The following is a 20,368-nucleotide window of genomic DNA, read 5'->3' on the forward strand; positions in this document are numbered from 1 at the left end:
TTATTTAATGCCGAAAGTTTTCTTAATAAGATAAGAGAAAACCTTGCTTAAAAAGTTCAAAAAGTGGAAACGTTCTGGGAATGTAATAAGCCTATGTTGATCAATTGAATTTGGTTTGGAAAAAGCAAGATATACGCTTTTGAAATATTCGGACTTGCGAAAACCTTTATCTTGAGATAAAAATAAGATTTGCTCAAAATTAAACCTTTCAAATGGGGTAGACCAACTGGCACCACGGCTCCAGTATTTTTCTGTTTTAGCTAAGGAGAGGTAGCTGTGACTTCTTAGAGCGTGCTCCATATCGGATGGGATTTCTGTTAGATGATAATGTTTTAATAAATAGAAGCCATTTAATAGAACAGTTCTCATCTTGAAGTTTTCAGACTGTATCATAATCTGTTGCCAATCTAGCTCATTTTTAAACTTAGAGATAAAAAGACCAAAATCTACCAAGCCCTTCAGTCTTAGCCAAAATTCTTTAGCCCCATGGTGATTGAGCATGGTCCAAAATATAATTTCTGTATCATTTTGGAGTCCGAAAATATAATCTTTGGGAACAGAATAAGGAAGGAACCCATAATGAATATCCCAGTGAAGGTCAATATGAAAATTTAGTTTATAAAGAGGTATTTCATATTGTTCATTTGCCAGAATAAAATTCTGGGTTATTTCAGTAGGAGTTCCTTTAATGTCTATGCTATACTTGTACCCTTCATTCAGGAGTAAATTTAAAGTTCTTTCAAGGCTTTTTTTAGATATCAAAATATCAATATCACCAGCTTCTCTAAAACCTTTAGCATATAGGGCGTTTTGATACACAGCACCTTTAAAGGGTACCATTGGGATAGCTTCCTTTTTAAATATAGTCGCTAACCTTTTAAGTTCCATGAAATTGCTCAAATGAGCTACGGCTTGACTGGTGGAGAAGGTTTCTAGCCTAGCTAAAACATCTGAAGGGACATAGATTCCAGCGGTTTTAAGTGTTTCGTAAACAATTGGCCTTAAGGCATGAAATTCTAGTATTTGTTCAAGTTTTTTCCAATTGATTTTCTCAAAAAGCGGTCTATCTAATTCACTTTTAGGATGAAAATAAACCTTTATTATATTTAAAAGAGCTTGAACTTCATTACTTGCTTTCATACGCTGCGATCATGTTTTTAACAAAAGAATCTAAAGCATCGAAACCCTCTGGTCTTGTAAAATGAACAATCTTCACTTTCGAGGATAGTTTAACCGCAGATTTGAAATGGTTGGCATGAATAAGACCTCTTAAGATTTGGTGTGGTAGTGGAAAATGTTTTAATAGTTCTATGGGAACGTTTAGAACATTTAAGGGTTCTATCGAAGTTTCTAAAGCAAGGATATTGATGCTTCTTAAAGGAATATTTTCTGTAGGGAAATCTCCGAAGTCCTGCGTGACGAGAAACTTTTTGTGTCCTTCAAATGAAGGTTTTAAATGTTCATTTCGAATCTCGAGTCCATTGACAGTATTGTCCCAAATTTTAAACTGAGGAAATGCAGGAATCAAATGTGGTGTTTCCTGCGAAAGGTCAATGGCCACCAGATCGTCGGTTAAAACGGTTTGATTGTTTTTCCAAAATGCCGCAGCCGTCGTTGATTTTCCAGCCCCTGGTTCTCCGACAAAAACATGTGCTTCGTTTTTAATTCTTATGGCACTACCATGCAATAGAAAAATGTTTTTCTGTAGAAGTAGGATACCAATAGCTTCACTTAATAAGAATAATTTCAGGGTTTGTGTGTCATCTCCAAGTTGCTGATAATAAATTTCTTTGCCTTTATTTATCTGACATCGCATTATACCATCCCAGTTGAGCATAACACCCTGGTCGTTAAAGGCAATCGAAGCTTGAACCCCTTTTCTGAAAACGTTAGTAAACTCAAAATCCACTGCTGGTATTTCAGATTGCTTTATGATCACGGTCGGTTTCCCAGAGCTTTTAATTAGCATGTCTGAGAAATCCAAGTCGGAGTCAATATGTAGTCCAAAGCTTAGAAATTTCACATTATGTTGGTTTATTCCCACACCCAAAGTGGGAGGTACTCAAAATTTGGCATGTCTCCTATAAGAAATTTACCGTCTCTTTCTACCCAAGCATGAGCATCTAATTGGGTGGTTTTATTGGGCTGTATTCCTATAATTAATTTGCTGTTAGAAAACTGTTTCTTGAAAACTAAAGCTTGCGGTAGACAGGTATAAGTCTTAGGGGAAATGGCAGAGAATGTTTTTATGGCTGTTTTATACATTTCTTCCGTTTCACTTTTAGTTCTTGTTTTACAAATCCGGCGATAATAGTTTTTGAAAGATGGAAACTTAAGTATTTTTAATGCGAGCGTAATGTGTATTAAATTATAAGCAGCCTTAAAAAATAGTCTTTTTTCTTCCAGGCTAAGTCCACTGAACTTGTTAAGCTTCCTCCACCAATCCTTCATTGATCAAGTCTTCAATTAAAGTACTCAAATCACTTTCGCACTCCTCATCTTCCACGTTAAAACGCTCCAATACCTTTTCTTTTAAATCTCCTTTGCTTGATGCTCCCTTTTCTAGCATATTCCATATGAAGGTTCCTACTTCATTTAGAGAATAATAACTCCCTTTTTCATGATTAAGAACAACAGATTCTCCAGAAAGAGAGGTGGACACTTGTTTGTCTGAAAGTTTATAAATGGTATTTAGAGACATAAATTATTTTTTTAAGCTTCGCAATTTATCACACCTTTAGTAATTAAATAAGGTAGAAGTACATAAAGCGTTAATCCCTTTATCAAAAAAAAGAAAAATCCAGCCCAACCGAGTTTCTTAAGCCATAGGTACCATTTCTTGTTTTCTAGATCATTGATCATACTTATGTTTCAGTATATTTTGAAAATATATTAAGAATTGAAAATTATGAAATATCTAAATTGTGCTACTTGGTCAAATAGGGGAGAAAGCCTAACACTTTGATGCAAGAAAGCTTTCCTAATGGATGAAATTTCGTTTAACAGTTTTTGATATTCCGTAGAGTATTCTGTGATTTCACCAATTAGACAAAGATTTTCCTCATTCTTTAAGGCCATTAATGGTTCCCATTTTTCTGAATAATAAGCATTAAGCTGCGGCTTATGTACAGCCAAATGAGTGCCAATACCATCAAAAAGGAGAAAAGATTCTTTTGAAGGGGACTCAAAGAGCACACTATCTGCTAGTTTAATCTCGAAAGCTTTGTCTTGATAGAAGTCTGATAGAAAATCTAGAATATGGGAATTGACATCGTAAACGATGGAATGCTCTTTAACATGTGAAACCATTATTTCTCGTAGCGGTTCCAAGGCTCCAAACAGCGTGTTCCAGACTGCCAAAGCTTGCTCTTCCTCTATTATAGCAGGTACAACCGTTTTTTTCTGAGCGTAAACGATGATTACAATCTTATTCCAAAACCTTGCAGAAAGATAAGGGTGTTCATTGAAAATGGTTTCAATAAACGCTTCGAAACTTTTATCTGTGGCATATCTGAAATCTTCCAAGGCCACAAAGTTGCCCCCAGACTTAATGGCGAACCTAAAATAAGTGGCTCCAATCTCTACTATTAATTCACTATTTGGTATTTCTTCAATATCAAACTTTTCTGGTTTTATGGTCAAAACCGGCTCTATATAACCTATATCTTCAATCAAAATTCAATAAATTTAAAAGGAAATCGGGTCTTCTTTCCTTGTGCAAATTCAAAAAGTCTTCTTTGGTAAACCATTTTACGTCACTCAATATTGCCACCTCTTCAGGATCGTGACCTAATTTGAGTGTTCCTTCTAAATGTTTTACTTCAAAATAATATTCTAACGCATGAAGGGGAGCTTCTATAAATTGATGGAAACATAAAAGCTGTCCAACCCTTACTTTCAAACCAGTTTCCTCCATAAACTCTCTTTCGACGGCATTTTCTAGATTTTCATCCAATTCTGCACCGCCCCCTGGTACATTCCAAAAATACCCATTTTTGCCTATTCCATCATGTTTCAGCATTAATAATCTACCGTCTTTAACTAAGACACCACAGGCACGTACTCTAATTCTGTTTCCATAGTGATGTTCTATTTGGTCTTTGATATTTGGAGGCATTATTGTCTTACTTTTGTTCAAAATTAGCGTATTTCGTATCTAAATAATAAGCTTCGTTAAAACGAACCTCTGATTATTTAAACTTCGTGAGAAGTCTTAGCTTCCATGAGTGCTTTCTAAAAAATATCTATGGCAGAAGAAATCCCAAAACCTTCAGAATTATTATTAAAAAAGTTTAAACATGAGCCTACTCCAGGCCAGTTCAAACTTTTTGAGATGATGGATATCTTCCTCACGGAAGAAGAAAAGGAGCGTTCCATTTTTGTACTGCGGGGTTATGCTGGAACAGGGAAAACTACTTTCTTAAGTTCATTAATGAAAGTGCTACCCAAATATGGATGGAAGTCGGTGCTTTTGGCTCCGACGGGAAGAGCAGCCAAAGTGATGGCAAACTATTCTAAAAGACAGGCTCAAACCATACATAAGAAGATTTACAAGCAGAAAGAGAATTCGTATACGGGGAATTTTGTATTTGAACTTCAGAAAAATTATGCCGAAGGTACCATGTATATTGTGGATGAGGCATCCATGATAGGAGACCAGCGGGAATTTGGAAAAGACAGCTTATTAAGTGATCTGATTCGTTATGTTTTTGAGGGAAAACACAACAAGCTACTTTTAATAGGAGATGAGGCACAACTACCACCTATTGGTATGGAATACAGCCCAGCTTTAAACGTCGAGCATTTAGAAAATCAATATTATGCGGAGGTTTCGGGTATATCGTTGACAGAAGTTACAAGGCAGCAGCAAGGTTCGGGTATTTTGGTGAATGCCACCAAAATCAGAGAAACACTAGGTTCTGAAAACCCGACAGTCAAATTTGAGACCAAACCTTTCAAAGATATTTTTAGAATGACCAGTGAGCGAATAGAAGACGGTTTAAGGTACGCTTATGAGAAATACGGTCAAAAAAACACCATAGTTATTACCCGATCGAATAAGAATGCGGTTCAGTATAATCAGTATATCCGGAATAGAATTCATGCCTGCGAAAATGAACTAGAGAATGGAGATATACTGATGGTGGTAAGAAATAATTATACCATTCTGGGCGAGGAATCGGAGGCAGGTTTTATAGCCAATGGGGAGTTTGCAGAGGTAAAACATTTGGGAAGGGAAGAGGAGATGCATGGTTTCAGGTTTCAGCATGTCACGATGCAGCTCGTAGATTACCCTAACGACCCTGAGTTTGAAAGTATGATCCTTCTGGATACCCTTAATTCTAATGCACCAACACTCACCAGAGAAGAGAATAAAGAGCTCTATGAGTCTGTTTTGAAGGATTATTACTGGGTGAAAACCAAAAAAGAAAGGTCTGAGTTATTGGCTGCAGACCCTTATTTAAATGCTCTTCAGGTAAAATATGCTTATGCTCTTACTTGTCACAAGTCGCAAGGTGGACAGTGGGATGCCGTCTTTGTAGACCAAGGATATATTCCTAATAATGAGATAGATTCAGATTATTTAAGATGGCTTTATACGGGTGTCACACGTGGTGTAAAGGAGGTTTTCTTGGTCAATTTTAATGCGATGTTCTATTAATTTATTTTCAATCCAAAAATGGAAAGAAAGGATAAAACCTCTGGCTGAGAAAACTTGGCACCTTTTACCTTGTTCCTATTGAGGTCAAAGTAATAGTTTTTAGCAGTTCTAAAGTCCGTGGCTCTTAGGTCGCAGTTTACAAATGTGGTTCCAGACAGCTCTGTTTCATGGAAACTTACTTTTTGTAAATCACAAGAATCGAAATCTACTTCTTTAAGTGCGGAGTTTTTGAACCCTACACTTTGAAGTTTTTGGTTTCTAAAAGTGCAAACTTCTAATACCGAACTTTCGAAATACATCTCCGTGAGAAACTTACTTAATTCAGAGAAGTCTACTCCGGTAAACTTACAGTCCAAAAATTTAACATTTTGAAGTTTAGAACCTGTGAAATTAACATTATTGAACTTGCAAGACTTGAATTCACAATCCTCAAAATTGAAGTCTAATAATTGTGTTAAATCTAAGTTTAGGCCTTGAAAGGTTTCTTCTTCAAAATTTCTTTCTCCTGAAAGCAGTCTAGTCAATGAATCTGTCATTAATTAAGTCGTAGGTAAATGTTTGATTATTTTCTTCCATAGTTTTATCTGAGTTCTCCTCCATTTCAATTTGCTTTTGTTTCAGAGTCATAATGAGTTCATTCCCATTTTGCTCCGACCACAGATGAGACTCAAAAGCCATTGGTGGGTCCACTACCGCGTAGTTTGAGCCAACTTGAATGGTTCTTTGCAGCATATTTTGAGCGTAAAAAGAAACGAAAATGTCTACGCCATGAAAATAAGGACATGCTTCGTATGAACTATATTTGATAACCCAAAGTTCGGCTTTAAAGTTAGAATTAATTGCAATTTTCTGAAGACTATAAGCCTCAGCGTTTTGCAAGAATCCAATATCCATTTTTTTTAAATAGTCCTCATAAAGAGCATTTGTTTTAAGAGAATCGATCTTTAAAAATTCCGGGATAATTTGATAAAAGTATCCATTGACATTTAGAGGGCTTAATTTAGATGAAAGGAATGCTACTTCTTTTCCTGTTAATTCAGAAGGTAACTCTGCTTGTTCAGAGAGCTCAAGGATATACAAAGAATCTATCTTAGGAATGACATTTAAAAAATTGCTTTCGTGCTCTTGTTCATCATCATCTACATTTTTATTTTCACCTCCACAAGCGGCAAAAAGTAGGCTTAAAAGTAAAAATAGGGTCTGTTTCAAATCTTACTGTTTTAAAAGCTTCTTTTGTAATTCTTCTAAAGAGACACCCTTCGTTTCTGGCATCATTTTCCATACAAATATGAGCTGCAAAACCATCATAAAAGTAAAGATGAAGAATACCGTGGAAGCTCCAATACTTGTAAAAAGGAAAGGAATCAATGAAGGAATGGCTGCCGCCAAAATCCAATGAACACTGCTGCCAAAAGACTGACCTTTTGCTCTTAAATGATTTGGGAAAATTTCGGATATGAAAACCCAAATAACAGTACCCTGTCCAATGCCATGAGCGGCAATAAACAAGAAAAAGAAAATAGGAATAGACATGCCCTGCCAGCCTTGCATGAAGGCAATGCCCACCAAAGACAGCGAAATAATATACCCCACAGAGCCTATATACATCAGTTGCCTTCTTCCAGATTTGTCAATCAGAGAAAGCCCCAAATAAGTGAAAAGGATATTAACAAAACCTATGCCTACGCTACTTAAAAGAGCGGAATCTTCCCCCAATCCTGCCAATTCGAAAATTCTGGGAGCGAAATATAAAAAAGCATTTATCCCAGAAAATTGATTAAAAAAAGCAATTAGGAAAGCTAGAATAAGCGGGAATCTATATTTTTTGCCATAAATACTTTCAGACTTGGACGCCGTGAGCATGTCTTCTTTTATGGCCTTTATTTGAGCTTGTGTTTCTTCTTCTGTTAGCGTCACTCTTAAAATATCTGCTGCGGCACTTTCATCATTCCTGTTGGATATTAACCATCTTGGGCTTTTAGGAACTCCAAATACCAGTACAGAATAAATCAAAGCCGGTACAGCTTCTATACCTATCATCCATCGCCAAGCATCATGCTCTATGCCACTTAAAAGGAAGTTGGATAAATACGCGATCATGATACCGAATACAATATTAAACTGGTAAAGTGCCACTAGTTTTCCTCTTTGTTTTGCTGGAGCAATCTCCGCAATATAAGTAGGAGCCGCCACCGTAGATGCTCCCACGCCCAAGCCACCAATAAGGCGAAAAATGGAAAATACCCATGGGTCTGTGGCAAATGCAGAGCCTAACGCAGAAACTAAAAAGAAAACACCTATCAGGATTAATGTATTTTTTCTGCCAAACTTTTCCGTAGGTATTCCGCCAAAAATAGCTCCTATGACTGTACCCCATAAGGCAGAGGAGATAATAACAAAACCATGAAAAAGATCGCCTCTGTTCCATAATTCTTGAAGAGACTGGTCTGCACCAGAAATAACTACGGTGTCAAAACCGAAAAGGAAACCTGCTAAAGCCACGGTTATGGACCAGTAAAAGAGTTTTTTTGAATTCATTTTTTTAGATAGGGTTGGTTTTGTAGACGAATATAAAGTTTTAAAGGGTTTTAACCTTCATTAAAATTGACGTTGAATTGTCTTAAGAAGTCTTTGATGACCTTAACGTGAACGCATTCACCAAGGTGGAGGAATGAATAGTCGTTAATGGTTTTATTTTCACCGTTTATTTGTATTTCTTTATTCTCTAGATCAAAACCCAAATGGAGATGCTTGGTTTGGGATTGCATGCCGTAAATGATGCCATTTTGGTCAAAAAGTGGGCCACCACTTTGCCCTCTAAGGCCGGGGGTACTTAACTCAATTCCTGCTATTTTACCGCTTTTATCTCCAGTGAATCGGGTTATCATTCCGTCCATCGGAAACTGTGGGGAGTTAATTACGCCATTATTGGTCCATTCTATATCGTCATTGGTTTTATTAAATCGGAAGTTGTTAAACTCTGGGAATGGGAAACCCAACCTGCACAGCGTTTTTCCTTGTCTTATGGCTGCGTCATCCTTTTTAAAGACAGGGAAACGATTAACATTTAGCTTTTTGAAGCCATTGAATTTTAAAATGGCGAGGTCGTATTCTGGATGTGTGTGAATAGTGAGGTCAGAGATGCTTTCTGCACAGTTAATAAACTTGGATTTTAATTGTGCGGGGCTGGATACGTTGAGCTGATACTTTTGTGCTAAAACTTCTTGTTCTTGCGTGGAAAGGGAAGGGTTAAATGCTGCTTTAAAAGCATTGAACTGCTCATTTATTTTTTGAGAATTTATCAAAACATCTGCTACATGTTTGCAGGTCAAAGCATATCCCTCGTCATTTACAAAAAATAAGGTAGCCGCTCCTGGAATTATTTTTTCTGATAGATAATTTCTATTGATGGTATGAACGGCTCGGGTAAATCCAGAAGCTATTTCTATGGCGGAGGTAAACATCTTGCATTTTATTGATGGAGTCATAAAAATAAAGAGAAGACTCCACGAGTCTTCTCTTTATAGCATATAAGATGCTTTTAATTACAAATACTTCCCAACAAATTCTGCAAATTCACTTTTCATTTCTTTAAACAACGTTTGAAAAACTTCCATTCTGCCTTCCAAAGAAGAATCGTGGTCTATTTTTCTATGATCAGATGCAACGGGGTTTTCCTTCACACTTTTTTCCACTAAGTCTTCTTCAATGGTTATTTCATGTTTTAACCTATCTATCTCTTCTTTCTGAATGATAAATTGATTTTGAAATTTCTCAACCTCTCCTTTTACAACTTCACTGGTGTTTTTAATGCTGACCTCAGAAAGTCGAACTTTTAAAATACCTAATTCATCTTCATAAAAATCAAGATCCTTAGTCCATTCAGAATGAGTAGCGTGTAGGTCAAATAAATATGCTTGTGCTTCCATGATGTTTCTCTTTGTTTTTGTTACAACAAAGTAAAGACATCGAGACTCCAGAAATCATGAGGGATATCAGAATGGAGGGTGGTGTTAAACAGTTAAAATAAATTTGTAGTAGGGAAAACCTCAAAGTCCGGTATAGGTGTAAATTACAGTTGCGGTATAAGTTCTAGCAGGAATTAATACGCTCATGCCAGTTATCTTGTATTGTATAGGAATATCCACATATTTAGCTTTTCCTGTAAAAAATGGTAAGGGGAGAGCTGTTACTTCTTGGTAGTTTTCTCCACCAGAAATACTTGGTCCAATTATTCCAGTAAGCCAGTTTCCAATACTCGTTCCGTCTCCATTTCCAGATCTTCTTGCGTGAAGCTTAAGTCTTAAGCCCAAGTCAACGTCTGTCATAGAAACACTAACGTTCCATTTTAATAGTCCTAATGGTAGTCCGATTGGTAAAAGTGGTGAAATGTTTATTTCTGTTTGACTTTGGTCGCTGATTACAAAATAGTCGGATGGATAATCATCTCCAGCGTCTACAATTACTGTAGGGTCTATAACAGGACTCCAAGTTCCTCCTGTTGAGGAAATTGTTATCTGGGCATTGGCTATAAAAACGCCAAATAAAGGAATGAATATGCTTATAAATTTCTTCATTAGTTATCCATTATAGTAAAGGTTAGCCCTATATTATTCCCAGTAGAGGCTGTTAATAAAGACACATTGGTGACTTCCAGCCTATAACTTACGGCATGTCCTTTGTTTACGCCACTACCCGTGAAAGAAGAGCCAATATTGTTGATGGCTACTTTCTGACCCACGGCTGGTATTTCTATTTTTCCAGAACCCGTGCCTAAAACGCCTCTATCAAGCGAAAGCGAAGCATTTGATACAATGATATATAGTTTTGTGCCGGGCGGAATGGAACCATAATCTTTTTGTACCATAACTTTTCTAGAACGTAATAATGGCAAAGAAGAGGTATAGTTAATCCATTTCTCATCATTTAACTGTACAGCCAAGTCTAAACTGCCCGCCTCAGAAGGAGAGGGCAGGCTAAGATTTACCGTACTATTATCTGGTTCTATGTCTAATAGAGCAAAGGACGATACACTTACACTGGCTCCAGCGGTAGTCACTTGAGCATAACTAAGATTACTTAGTAGAAATAAAAGATGTAATATGAAGCACTTTCTCATAAACCTGAAAGTCTAATGGTTTCTTCCTGAAAGCGGACATTCTTCTTTCTGTCAGCCAATAAAAAGTTGTATTCCGACTTTTCTCCAAACTTAACTAGAAGACTGGTCTCGGGATTCTGTATGGTAAAATAACGTCTTATTTCTCTAGAAATAATTCTGAGAGAATAAGCCTCTTCTTTAAGGCCATAGAAGTTAAACTCTCCTTTCTGGTTGGTGGTGGTAAATTTTGAAAAATTATCATTATAAACTTCCACAAGCACATTATTGAAGTTTTGAGTTCTATTGGCATTACCTTCCTTGAAAACAATTGCCCCAGAAATATATCCAGTTTTTATGGCGTTCATTACCAGTCTTTTGGTGGTGTCTTTTAATACTTCAACTACCAGAGGCCACTTAACATCAATGGCATTTTCAAATCCAAGTGAAGATTTATCTAAAGATAAATTGTACTTACCCGCTTCTAGGTCATTTATTTTAAATTCCCCTTTGTTATTCGTAACCACTTTTTCTCCATTGAAGTTAAAGATCACCCCTTCCGTTTTCACTCCCTGTACCTGTCCTATAATAGCTCCTAAACCTTTTTTCTTATTTACTGGCGTGTTTAGGCTAAGGGTGTATTTTAAAGAGAAAAGTACATTCCTATTATTGTTAACAAACGGATTTTTTCTGTAAAATGCATCCAAAGTTATGGCATGCTCCTTAAAATCAAATTTCACCTTACCATTTAATATATCTCTACTAGTGTATAGTTCTTCTAATGAATAATTGTTTCGATAGCTTAATTTAAATTTGAAGAAGTCTCGGTAAGAATATCCTAGATTCATTCCGTAATAGATAAATTCAGTTTGAGCGGTGGTTTTAGCATATCGGGCGGTATTTAAATATTCTCCAAAAACTCCTAGAGCCAGGTTCTTTTCGGTTTTATAGTTCAAATCTAATCGGCCTTTGTATTGTTTATTATAACCATTAGAACCATCTTTTATAAAAAGTAGGTCTTGCGTATCTCCCAAGTCACCTTCTACTTTCATTTGAAAGCTCTTTAATCTCGTATTAAAAGTTAATCGAGCTAATTTTTCTTTATAGTGATAAGACTTGGCATCCATTCTGTCTTCACGCTCACCTAAGACAGAAGAAACGCTCAACCTCGAATTGTCACTAAATCTATAAGAAAGAATAGCGGAATTATAATCGGAATAAGGGGCTGAAGCTAAATAAATACTGTCTAAACTGGCATTGGTTCTATTGATTGATTTAGAAATACTGATATCAAACCTTCTTGAAAATTGGTAATTAATGGCGTTATTCAACAAAAGACTATTATTATAAAAACCGTAATAGGTTTTATCTGTAAATATGGTGTTTGAGTTAATTACCAGTCTTTTAAGTTTTAAAACCCCATTGCTTTGGAAGGCTGTTGCGATTTTTCCGTCGGTATAAGAAAGTCCACCTTCCATTTCTAAATTGTATTTCTGCTTGTCAACCTCGAAACCAATATTCAAGAAATCTGTAACAAGTGGCTGTGCGGCATTGATATGTTCTTTTCTAAGAATGGAGGTTTTGAAACTAGCACTTTCTCCTAAATTCCAAGTTGAGTTTAGCCCATATTCTCTTTGAATAGAAGAAATGAATCTGGGTTCTAGATAGACGGCATTAATCGTAGCTTTATCTAGTTTATGAGATACACTAATACCCCTAGCAAATCTAGAATATTCCGTCAATAGAGAGAGATTAAAGGTTTGATCACCTAGACTGACGTCAAGTTTTTTATTGCTATACTTAACGAAATATTGGTCGGTAACACCAAAACGGGCTATTTTGAAATTATTAGGACCTCTCGCAATAAAATCAAGATGGTGTTTAGAGGCATGATCAAGATGACCAGAACCCGTAATGTCAAAAGAAAACAACCCTAAAGTTTCAGTGCCATAGGAGTACTGATTGTAAAGAAGACTTGCTCTTATTGGAAATCTTAAATAAGGGTCATTCCTTTTTTTGTTATTGATAAGATATGGAACCGTAAAATTAGAACTATAAGCCTGGGTATTTTGGCCAGCATATGCACTGAGGTCAAAAGTGAGATTGGTTTTCCCGTTACTACCAGAAGGTAACATAGTAACCACTTTTACGGTTTTGCTCTCACCGCTTTGTAATTCAAAATTTCTATTACCAGAGACATCTCCGTTTCTACTTTTAAGCCAAATAGTCTCCACGGAATTTCCGGTGTTTTTTACTAAATATTCTATTTCGGTCCTATCACTTTCTACAATATACTCAGGCTGGTTTATGGGAATGACTTGAAGGTTTGAAAATTTCTGTAGCTCCACGGCAATAGCGGTGGAAGCTAAAAATTTGCCATCATTTAATAAATTGATGTCAATGGCATGTACGCCACTTTCCGCGAATCTATTATTTTGTATAGCAAAATAGAATTGATGTGGTACCCCCTTTTTTAAGGTAGAAGGGCTTGTTTGTGTAATAATTCTAAAACCATTTGGGATATTAATAAGTATCGAAACATTATTTAAGTCTTCCGTTATTTCTGATATCACAACAAAAAACACCTGTTTTTTATCGTTCTCTATTTTTAGAGTGGATTCTCCCGTGTTTTGTATAGTAAGTTGTTGTCCCCAAAGAGGGAGATTAATGAAAATAAGCAGAAATATTTTAAAGGTATTTCGCACACTATTAGATCTCTAAATCAAGATTGACACCTACTACTTCGTTTTGATATTCTGCAAAAAGCACTGCTTTGTATTTACCTTTCTTAAGTTCTTCCAAGCCTATTTTGAATGATTGGCAATTTCTTGGGTAAACATTTCTAGGGGCTATTAAAAGTTTTTTAACTTCAATTCCATCTTGATCAAATACTTGAAGTTCCATGGATGGGTACACTAAAAAATTGCCATCATTTTTAAGTATAACATTAATGAGCTGGTTATTTTCGGGGTCTTTACCCAGTTTGATGTCTGTAAAAGATAAATCATTGGAGCCACTGCTACCTAAATTTGAAACTATCTGAATGGCATAGCGGATTTTGGTGCCAACTTCAACCCCTGGTTTTGTTTTATCTATGGATATAGGTTCAACCCCCTCTACCATCACTAATGACCAAAAGGAGCCCTGCGTATAATCTCCATGAGAAAAATCTATCTGATAATTAATCTCATATTCTTCTTTTGAGCCAAGAGTCACTTCTTGAGTTTCTAATTTTAAGAAACCATTCAGCGAACCTTCTACGGTTCCTGGTTCTGTATAGTTGACTTCTCCGTCACATTTAATAGAAAGATCGTTAAGGTAAAGAATGACTCTTTGGGTTTTTAAACCGGTATTAGCTACTAAAATTTTACCTCGCTGCTTGCGGCTTCCATCCAGCTCATGAACATGCGTTAAACCATTTTTAACAATTATGGCTGCACTAGAGTAAAGGGAAGAAAGAAGGAGAAGAAGGAAAAGATGGATATTTTTCATTTTGCACGAAATTTAAAATGGCTTTGCCCTAACTATTGTTGGACAAAGCCAAAGACATTTTTATTATAAAATGATGTCGTCAGTTAGGGTATAAGTAACCGTAACCGTTTGAGTACCTTGGGTATAAGTTCCAAAGGTAGGTGTGCCTTTTTCCTTATAGGTATAAGTAAGCTGGTGCCCTTTTCCTACACCATCCCCTGTATAACAGCTACCGATTCCCGTAATAAGATCTTGAGGAATAAGAGAAAGCGTTACTTTACCAGTAGGTGTGCCCAAAGTTCCTCCTCCACCTGAAGCGGCAGCGGCAGCAATAACCTCAATATCTACCGGAAGTAATGTTAAGTTTGCTGAGGCTGAAACCTTAACTTTTCTAGACTTTAGGGTAGGAGTTTCAATTTCTCCAATAAGCTTAATACCCGAGGCTACTAAAGAAGTATAGTTTAACCATATGTCAGCGTTGGTGCCATTGGTAAAATCAACCGGCATACCAGCCTCTTCAGGGATTTCAGGGCCAAAAGTGAAGTCTAAAACTTCATCGGTTTCCAAATCTAGAAGTGCTACTTCTGGAATGGCAAAAGAAATATCGTGACCTGCTTCGTGGGAATCCTGAGCCAATGCCGAGAAGCTCAACATGCCCGAAAGCAGTAGTGTCGATAAGGACAGTAATGTCTTTTTCATGATAATTTGAACGTTAAATTTTTAATAGTAAACTATATATTTTACCTCAAATTATATGCCAAGAGTGGGTATCTAGGGGGTGCTCTTTATTGAATGAAATTAATTCAAAGGTTCGGTTTTTAGATTTCCTTCAAACGTATATTGTAAAGGGTTGTGTTTATTTTTTTGTTGTCAAACTGCCATTTGCTACGTCTGAAATGAAGAATTGCATATATAATACGGTTTTTTTTGAGAAGTCGAATTTGGAGACTGTTACAGAATAATTGTCGTAAAAGAGCATCCATATTTTCTTTATTTTGAATAATTACTGCTGGAAATCCCCAATACTGGCACAACGTTGTTTTATGGCTAAAACTAACTCTAATAGGCTTTGAAATTTAATGAGTTTTCATGGTGGTTAAGAAATTGGACACATGCTTAGTTTTCTATGACGGTCTTTACTCTGCCCACTTCACCTGTTTCTAACATCACTTTTATGCCATGTGTATGTTTTTCTACTTTAGTCAATATTCTTTTAACAAAACCATGTGTGAGCTCTCCAGATCTTTGATGATGCTTTTGTACAATTTCTACTTCTGCTCCTACAGAGATATTGCTTCTTTCCTGACCGTTCATTTTCTATTTTTCTTTTAAATCTCTTATTGCCTTAAATTCAGATCCTTCTTTCCATTGTGGCCATTTGTTTGTACTGGAAATTTGTAAACCTACTTGGTATAACAGTTCTAGGTCTTGAGCTGCCCCATCCAATACCCACGTATCTGCATTGTATTCATCGGCTGGTCTGTGGTAAAGGTTGTTTCTGTATTCGTCGTTTTTCTGAGCACCATAACCTTCAGGTTTGCCCAAAACCTCTTCACCATTTTCCAGATATAAGGCTGGTATTCCTATTTTGGCAAAATTAAAATGGTCTGAGCGATAATAGAAGCCACCTTCAGGATGCTTTTCAAAAGCTATCTCTCTATTTTGTTTTTTCAGAGCAATTTCTAAATACTCTTCGAGATCGTTTTGACCTTGTCCCACCACTATGATGTCTTTGGTTTTACCATAGTAGTTAAGGACATCCATATTTATATTGGCAAGTGTCTTTTTAGGTTCATAGATAGGGTTGGCCGCATAAAAGGCGGAGCCCAGAAGTCCTTGTTCTTCTGCTGTTACGGCTAAAAATACAATTGTTCTTTCAGGAGCAGGCCCATTTTTGAAAGCTCTGGCTAACTCTAATAGACCAGCAGTACCAGTAGCGTTGTCTAAGGCACCATTATATATACTATCGCCAGTTTCGTCTGGAGTTCCTATACCTAAATGATCCCAGTGAGCGGTATAGATAATGTATTCTTCAGGGTATTTAGAACCCGTAATTTTGGCTATGACATTTTTGGAAGTGTTATACTCGTATTTGGCTGAGAGGCTTGTATTTGCGGTAATACCCAAAGCTTTTGATTTAAAGGCTGATTTATTTGCTTCTTGAAAAACAGTGCTGTCTAATCCAGCAGCAGCTAATATTTTCAAAGTAGCAGGCCCAGAAATCCAGCCTACCATGTCAGACAAAGCCTCATCCTTTTTATCTAACCTTAATGCCGGACTGTTCCAGTTGTTTTGCACCACGCTAAACGGATAAGACGCCGCGGCGGTATTATGAATTACTAGACAGGCTTTAGCCCCTTGACGTGCTGCTTCTTCGTATTTGTAAGTCCATCTGCCATAATAAGTCATGGTATTCCCCTTGAAAAGGCTTTCGTCTTGAGTGCCGTATCCAGGGTCGTTGACCATCACCAGAACTACTTTTCCTTTTACATCAATGTCTTTATAGTCGTTCCAATTATATTCTGGAGCCACAATGCCATATCCTGCAAATACAATTTCGGATTCCTTTAATGCTTGATGGTCTTCTGGTTTTTCTGAATAAAGAATGTAGTCGTCAAATCCTGTTAGGTTAAAGTTACCCTTGCCAGATTTGATTTGCATGGTAGGGTCTGCTTGGCAAGTAATATTGACCAGTGGTACTTCTTGAAAATAACTATCACCATTTCCTGATTCCGTGCCAATCATCTTAAACTGTTCTTCTAAAAATGCGACTGTTTTAGTTTCACCTTCTGTGAAAGGCATTCTACCCTGAAAGTCGTCTGATGATAAAGTGATAATATCCTTGGTTAAATTTTCTTCACTCATGGTATAAGTTTCTGTCTTTTTACAGGCACTTAGAGCTAAGGTAGCTAAACAAGAAATTAGGATTTGGGTTTTCATGGGCGTTTTATTTAGAAATAGAATCCGAAGTTAATAAAGATTCTTTTATTGCTGCTGCTCCAAATGAAAATCGAACAACATTATTTGTTATTGCTTGTAAACACCAACCTTAAAAGCCCCAAAGCTGCCAAAATAACCAAAAACATGGAGGGGAAACCACCAAGAACAGAGAGTATACGAATACCATCTATACCTGCAGAACTGAGCATTATGAAAGAGGTGGCACCTATGATAGTGCCCCAAACCACTTTTATCCAAATGGCGGATTCTGGATTTCTAGGGCTAATACCTTTAGAACTTAAGGCACTCATGGCAGAAACATTAGAGTCTGCGGCGGTAATGAAAGCTATAAAAAGCATGGCTAAAGCCATAAAGCTCATAAAGCTTCCCAATGGCAAATTATCAAACATGGTGTACATGGCTATGCCTTCGCCGAACTCTTGCATGTTTTGGTAAAGAGCACCGCCAGAAATCATATCAAAATGGATGGTGGTTCCACCAAAAACGCTCATCCAGACTATGGTAAAAAGGGAAGGAGAAACTAGATTAAATAGGATGAATTGCTTTATGGTATATCCAACTCCTAATCTACCCAGAAAAAGGGATGTTATGGGTGCCCAAGCAAACCAGTTGGCCAAATAATACACCGTCCAGTTATGGTACCAGTCGCTATCAATGCCCGAATTGATATCCAAACTTCTGGGTAAAAAATGAATGATATAATCCTTAACACCTACCAATGCAGAGCTTATGATATTATAGGTAGGTCCTAAGACAAAAACAGTGGTGGCTAAAATTATAAAGAGAACTACGTTTATATTGGAGAAAAATTGAATCCCTTTTTGTAAGCCCGTGGCTGAAGATATTATAAATGTGGCAACAATAATTACACATACCATGCCTGTAATAAGTGGTGTTTTTTCAATGCCGAGGTTACTCTGTAAACCACCTGTAATGGCCAGAAGGCCAGCTCCTAAGGAGGCCGACATGCCCAGAATGAGAGCATAAAGACAAATGACGTCTGCCAGATTCCCCAGTTTACCATGTGCTTTGTCTTTTAAAATAGGATAAAGCATGCTGCTTACGCTGAAAGGCTGTTGGAGATTGTAGTAGGCATAACTGAAAACAAGTGCCCCCACGGTATAAATAGCATAGGGTGTAAAACTCCAATGCATAAATAGGGTAGACATCGCAAATTCGGCTGCTTCTGGGGAAGCAATGCCAAATCCTAAACTTTTAGGCGGTGTGTTTAGGTGGTAAAGCGGTTCTGCACAAGCCCAAAACATAATTGCAGAAGCGGTGGTGGTACAGATGGATATGGCAAACCACGACCATTTATTAAGTAGAGGTTTGGCATTTTTGCCACCAATTCTTTTACTTCCTAAAGGCGAAAAATATACGCCAGCTATCAGAATGAGAAAGGAGAAACTGCTCCATGTAAAGAAGCCACCGAAGTGTTCAAGGATCTTTTTGTTTAAGCCAGAAACGTATGCTAAAAAATTATCTGGTGCATAAATTCCGAAGCATATGGTTATCACCAAAATGGCTAATGGTGGATAAAATACGATACGATTTAGTGTCTTCTTTTTTCTTTTCATGTAGAAGCCTCAAGTTCTTAAATCTTTTTGAATTTTGAGAACTTAGGGTCATGATATTATAAATTACAGAGCCAATAGGCCTTTAAACCCTATAATAGGCGGAATTAACCCAAAGTCTATCGAGGAAGTTTTTATTCTGTTTGTCCATTAGCAAACAGAATAAATTATTTTGAGCTTCCAAACTCCACCATTTCTCCCAAGATCAAATAAGTCCAAATAATCAGGAATTCGAAGAGCTCGTGGCATGACTTCTTTTTAAAGCATAATTTGAGAAGATTTTCCGCTACTTTGGAAAGTCATGGCAGTCATATTTGGTGTTAAATTCCCGTGATATTCTTAGCATTTATACCCTTTACTCATTAACCCCTCCTTAAAACCACTTTATGCATTAGAAAATCTCCCGATTTTATCGGGACCGGAGCTAAATTGCTTCAAATCAGTTCTTAAACTCATTTAAACTCAATCACCAGAACCCTTTGACATTCGCTCAGGGTAAACCGCTATGCTAATCTCGTTTAAATGCCTGATTTATTCCACTTTAAAACTCATTACGATTCTCCAAAGCATAAACTGGGTTTAACAATTCTTACTTTTTTCGGGCAGGACAGGTTAATGTTATTGACAATGGGACTCATCGTGAAAAACGTAAAATCAATATATTGACTCTTGTATTAGCATTTCTATTTTAATTAAAAGTTACGGCCCAATACGGTAGGGTTTTGTCAAAGTACGGGATTGGTTTTAAGGGAAGGAGCTTCTGATGACAAATCATTATAATAAAGTTCATCATTTTTATGCACAGTAATCTTTTAATTTCGGGGAAGGGTTTGTGTCTATTAATTTACTGGAATTCAAAAGTTTAGAGAAAGTGAAATCAAAAATCTGGAGGAAAGTTCTGTTTTTTTTGCTTCATGTGAGGTAGTATAGACAGCCGTTTTTATCAAAAACGCTTATTAGATGGCGTCATTTTAAGGTGTAAAAGTCTTTTTTTTTCTGAAAAACTTAATATTGGATATTAAGTTAATGTAATTTTTTTGAAAAAGTTTTAGATCAGTGAATAGTAAAAAACGGGCTTTAAGGTAGTTCTAAGGGATGTTTTAGGTCATTTTATAAAAATCAAAAGTATTTTCTTGAATATTTACTAAATACTTATTAGAAGAAGGAACTAAAAAAAGGAATAATAGTTCTACATTTGTACTGCGGTTAGCTGAATATATCATGCGAAGTCGCAAAAATTTTATTTACTTTTTATTTTTATTTTATGAACATTTTTGTAGCAAAATTAAACTACGATACTCAAGAGGCTGATTTAGAAAGCTCTTTTGCTGAATTCGGTGCTGTAGATTCAGCTAAGATTATCATGGACAAATTCACTGGCCGTTCTAAAGGATTCGGTTTTGTTGAAATGCCTAACGACGATGAAGCCCAAAATGCTATCAACGCATTGAACGACACCGAAATGGACGGTCGTACAATCGTAGTGAAGAAAGCTGAACCAAGAGAAAGCAGAGACAGCCGTGGCGGTGGAAACCGTGGTGGTGGAGGTTTCAACAATAGATATTAATATATATTGTGTGTAATCACAGAAAGACTCCTGCATAT

At 36.6% G+C, this 20,368-nt stretch carries 21 protein-coding genes; 2 read left to right on the plus strand and 19 right to left on the minus strand.

Annotated features, from left to right (window positions below; translation table 11 throughout):
• The 6 genes from ACSBFT_RS02985 to ACSBFT_RS03010 form a co-directional block, all read right to left on the minus strand.
• Positions 1-1,140, minus strand: coding sequence for a nucleotidyltransferase domain-containing protein (locus ACSBFT_RS02985; RefSeq protein ID WP_489603380.1), 1,140 nt, complete (start codon positions 1,138-1,140; stop codon positions 1-3).
• Positions 1,127-2,023: a phosphoenolpyruvate carboxykinase (ATP) gene (locus ACSBFT_RS02990; protein ID WP_489603382.1), complete on the minus strand. Its 897-nt coding sequence runs from the start codon at positions 2,021-2,023 to the stop codon at positions 1,127-1,129. The genes ACSBFT_RS02985 and ACSBFT_RS02990 overlap by 14 nt, the downstream gene beginning before the upstream one ends.
• 11 nt (positions 2,024-2,034) lie before the next feature.
• Positions 2,035-2,451: a lasso peptide biosynthesis B2 protein gene (locus ACSBFT_RS02995; protein ID WP_463048885.1), complete on the minus strand. Its 417-nt coding sequence runs from the start codon at positions 2,449-2,451 to the stop codon at positions 2,035-2,037.
• Positions 2,426-2,701, minus strand: a complete 276-nt coding sequence (locus tag ACSBFT_RS03000; protein WP_463048884.1) for a PqqD family protein — start codon at positions 2,699-2,701, stop codon at positions 2,426-2,428. Before ACSBFT_RS03000 ends, ACSBFT_RS02995 begins: the two co-directional genes overlap by 26 nt.
• A gap of 191 nt (positions 2,702-2,892) precedes the next feature.
• Positions 2,893-3,675, minus strand: a complete 783-nt coding sequence (locus ACSBFT_RS03005; RefSeq protein ID WP_463048883.1) for a DUF3822 family protein — start codon at positions 3,673-3,675, stop codon at positions 2,893-2,895.
• On the minus strand, positions 3,668-4,117 hold the full coding sequence (locus ACSBFT_RS03010; RefSeq protein WP_489603384.1) for an NUDIX domain-containing protein: 450 nt from the start codon (positions 4,115-4,117) through the stop codon (positions 3,668-3,670). The genes ACSBFT_RS03005 and ACSBFT_RS03010 overlap by 8 nt, the downstream gene beginning before the upstream one ends.
• Positions 4,118-4,246: 129 nt before the next feature.
• On the opposite strand from ACSBFT_RS03010, the gene ACSBFT_RS03015 reads away from it, so the two are divergent.
• Positions 4,247-5,662, plus strand: coding sequence for an ATP-dependent DNA helicase (locus ACSBFT_RS03015; protein ID WP_489603386.1), 1,416 nt, complete (start codon positions 4,247-4,249; stop codon positions 5,660-5,662).
• Here ACSBFT_RS03015 and ACSBFT_RS03020 read toward each other — a convergent pair.
• The 13 genes from ACSBFT_RS03020 to ACSBFT_RS03080 form a co-directional block, all read right to left on the minus strand.
• The gene (locus ACSBFT_RS03020; protein WP_463048880.1) at positions 5,659-6,198 is read right to left on the minus strand and encodes a pentapeptide repeat-containing protein; all 540 of its coding nucleotides are present in this window, start codon (positions 6,196-6,198) and stop codon (positions 5,659-5,661) included. The genes ACSBFT_RS03015 and ACSBFT_RS03020 overlap by 4 nt on opposite strands.
• Positions 6,179-6,871 carry a hypothetical protein gene (locus tag ACSBFT_RS03025; protein ID WP_489603387.1) on the minus strand — a complete coding sequence of 231 codons (693 nt, stop codon included), beginning with the start codon at positions 6,869-6,871 and terminating at the stop codon, positions 6,179-6,181. Before ACSBFT_RS03025 ends, ACSBFT_RS03020 begins: the two co-directional genes overlap by 20 nt.
• A 3-nt stretch (positions 6,872-6,874) precedes the next feature.
• Positions 6,875-8,200, minus strand: coding sequence for a sugar porter family MFS transporter (locus ACSBFT_RS03030; protein WP_489603389.1), 1,326 nt, complete (start codon positions 8,198-8,200; stop codon positions 6,875-6,877).
• A gap of 50 nt (positions 8,201-8,250) precedes the next feature.
• Entirely contained in the window at positions 8,251-9,150 is a 900-nt protein-coding gene (locus ACSBFT_RS03035) for a S1 family peptidase (RefSeq protein ID WP_489603391.1), read from the minus strand.
• A 57-nt stretch (positions 9,151-9,207) separates the two neighbouring features.
• On the minus strand, positions 9,208-9,591 hold the full coding sequence (locus ACSBFT_RS03040) for a hypothetical protein (RefSeq protein WP_489603393.1): 384 nt from the start codon (positions 9,589-9,591) through the stop codon (positions 9,208-9,210).
• Between the two features lie 120 nt (positions 9,592-9,711).
• Positions 9,712-10,239 carry a hypothetical protein gene (locus ACSBFT_RS03045; RefSeq protein WP_489603394.1) on the minus strand — a complete coding sequence of 176 codons (528 nt, stop codon included), beginning with the start codon at positions 10,237-10,239 and terminating at the stop codon, positions 9,712-9,714.
• Positions 10,239-10,781 carry a hypothetical protein gene (locus ACSBFT_RS03050; RefSeq protein WP_489603395.1) on the minus strand — a complete coding sequence of 181 codons (543 nt, stop codon included), beginning with the start codon at positions 10,779-10,781 and terminating at the stop codon, positions 10,239-10,241. Before ACSBFT_RS03050 ends, ACSBFT_RS03045 begins: the two co-directional genes overlap by 1 nt.
• Complete coding sequence (locus ACSBFT_RS03055) at positions 10,778-13,462, minus strand: hypothetical protein (protein ID WP_489603396.1); 2,685 nt, start codon at positions 13,460-13,462, stop codon at positions 10,778-10,780. Before ACSBFT_RS03055 ends, ACSBFT_RS03050 begins: the two co-directional genes overlap by 4 nt.
• A 4-nt stretch (positions 13,463-13,466) precedes the next feature.
• A complete protein-coding gene (locus ACSBFT_RS03060) occupies positions 13,467-14,249 on the minus strand; it encodes a hypothetical protein (protein ID WP_489603397.1) in 783 nt (260 codons plus the stop codon).
• Between the two features lie 63 nt (positions 14,250-14,312).
• Positions 14,313-14,927 (minus strand): hypothetical protein, encoded by a 615-nt coding sequence (locus tag ACSBFT_RS03065; protein WP_463044674.1) that lies wholly within the window; start codon positions 14,925-14,927, stop codon positions 14,313-14,315.
• A gap of 417 nt (positions 14,928-15,344) precedes the next feature.
• Entirely contained in the window at positions 15,345-15,542 is a 198-nt protein-coding gene (locus ACSBFT_RS03070) for a YwbE family protein (RefSeq protein ID WP_463044675.1), read from the minus strand.
• A gap of 3 nt (positions 15,543-15,545) precedes the next feature.
• Complete coding sequence (locus tag ACSBFT_RS03075; protein WP_489603398.1) at positions 15,546-17,168, minus strand: M28 family metallopeptidase; 1,623 nt, start codon at positions 17,166-17,168, stop codon at positions 15,546-15,548.
• A gap of 80 nt (positions 17,169-17,248) precedes the next feature.
• The gene (locus ACSBFT_RS03080; protein WP_489603400.1) at positions 17,249-18,766 is read right to left on the minus strand and encodes a BCCT family transporter; all 1,518 of its coding nucleotides are present in this window, start codon (positions 18,764-18,766) and stop codon (positions 17,249-17,251) included.
• Between the two features lie 1,261 nt (positions 18,767-20,027).
• On the opposite strand from ACSBFT_RS03080, the gene rbp reads away from it, so the two are divergent.
• Positions 20,028-20,330: an RNA-binding regulator gene (gene rbp / locus ACSBFT_RS03085; protein WP_463044680.1), complete on the plus strand. Its 303-nt coding sequence runs from the start codon at positions 20,028-20,030 to the stop codon at positions 20,328-20,330.
• Positions 20,331-20,368 lie beyond the last annotated feature (38 nt).

The organism is Arcticibacterium sp. SM2516 (assembly GCF_057914865.1).

Excerpts from the sequence above, each read along its gene's own strand:
- ACSBFT_RS03060 (WP_489603397.1), bottom strand. The coding sequence starts at position 14,249 with ATGAAAAATATCCATCTTTTCCTTCTTCTCCTTCTTTCTTCCCTTTAC.
- ACSBFT_RS03010 (WP_489603384.1), bottom strand. The coding sequence starts at position 4,117 with ATGCCTCCAAATATCAAAGACCAAATAGAACATCACTATGGAAACAGA.
- ACSBFT_RS03045 (WP_489603394.1), bottom strand. The coding sequence starts at position 10,239 with ATGAAGAAATTTATAAGCATATTCATTCCTTTATTTGGCGTTTTTATA.
- ACSBFT_RS03075 (WP_489603398.1), bottom strand. The coding sequence starts at position 17,168 with ATGAAAACCCAAATCCTAATTTCTTGTTTAGCTACCTTAGCTCTAAGT.
- ACSBFT_RS03030 (WP_489603389.1), bottom strand. The coding sequence starts at position 8,200 with ATGAATTCAAAAAAACTCTTTTACTGGTCCATAACCGTGGCTTTAGCA.
- ACSBFT_RS03070 (WP_463044675.1), bottom strand. The coding sequence starts at position 15,542 with ATGAACGGTCAGGAAAGAAGCAATATCTCTGTAGGAGCAGAAGTAGAA.
- ACSBFT_RS02995 (WP_463048885.1), bottom strand. The coding sequence starts at position 2,451 with ATGAAGGATTGGTGGAGGAAGCTTAACAAGTTCAGTGGACTTAGCCTG.
- ACSBFT_RS03065 (WP_463044674.1), bottom strand. The coding sequence starts at position 14,927 with ATGAAAAAGACATTACTGTCCTTATCGACACTACTGCTTTCGGGCATG.
- ACSBFT_RS03040 (WP_489603393.1), bottom strand. The coding sequence starts at position 9,591 with ATGGAAGCACAAGCATATTTATTTGACCTACACGCTACTCATTCTGAA.
- ACSBFT_RS03035 (WP_489603391.1), bottom strand. The coding sequence starts at position 9,150 with ATGACTCCATCAATAAAATGCAAGATGTTTACCTCCGCCATAGAAATA.
- ACSBFT_RS03020 (WP_463048880.1), bottom strand. The coding sequence starts at position 6,198 with ATGACAGATTCATTGACTAGACTGCTTTCAGGAGAAAGAAATTTTGAA.
- ACSBFT_RS03080 (WP_489603400.1), bottom strand. The coding sequence starts at position 18,766 with ATGAAAAGAAAAAAGAAGACACTAAATCGTATCGTATTTTATCCACCA.
- rbp (WP_463044680.1), top strand. The coding sequence starts at position 20,028 with ATGAACATTTTTGTAGCAAAATTAAACTACGATACTCAAGAGGCTGAT.
- ACSBFT_RS02985 (WP_489603380.1), bottom strand. The coding sequence starts at position 1,140 with ATGAAAGCAAGTAATGAAGTTCAAGCTCTTTTAAATATAATAAAGGTT.
- ACSBFT_RS03000 (WP_463048884.1), bottom strand. The coding sequence starts at position 2,701 with ATGTCTCTAAATACCATTTATAAACTTTCAGACAAACAAGTGTCCACC.
- ACSBFT_RS03050 (WP_489603395.1), bottom strand. The coding sequence starts at position 10,781 with ATGAGAAAGTGCTTCATATTACATCTTTTATTTCTACTAAGTAATCTT.
- ACSBFT_RS03015 (WP_489603386.1), top strand. The coding sequence starts at position 4,247 with ATGGCAGAAGAAATCCCAAAACCTTCAGAATTATTATTAAAAAAGTTT.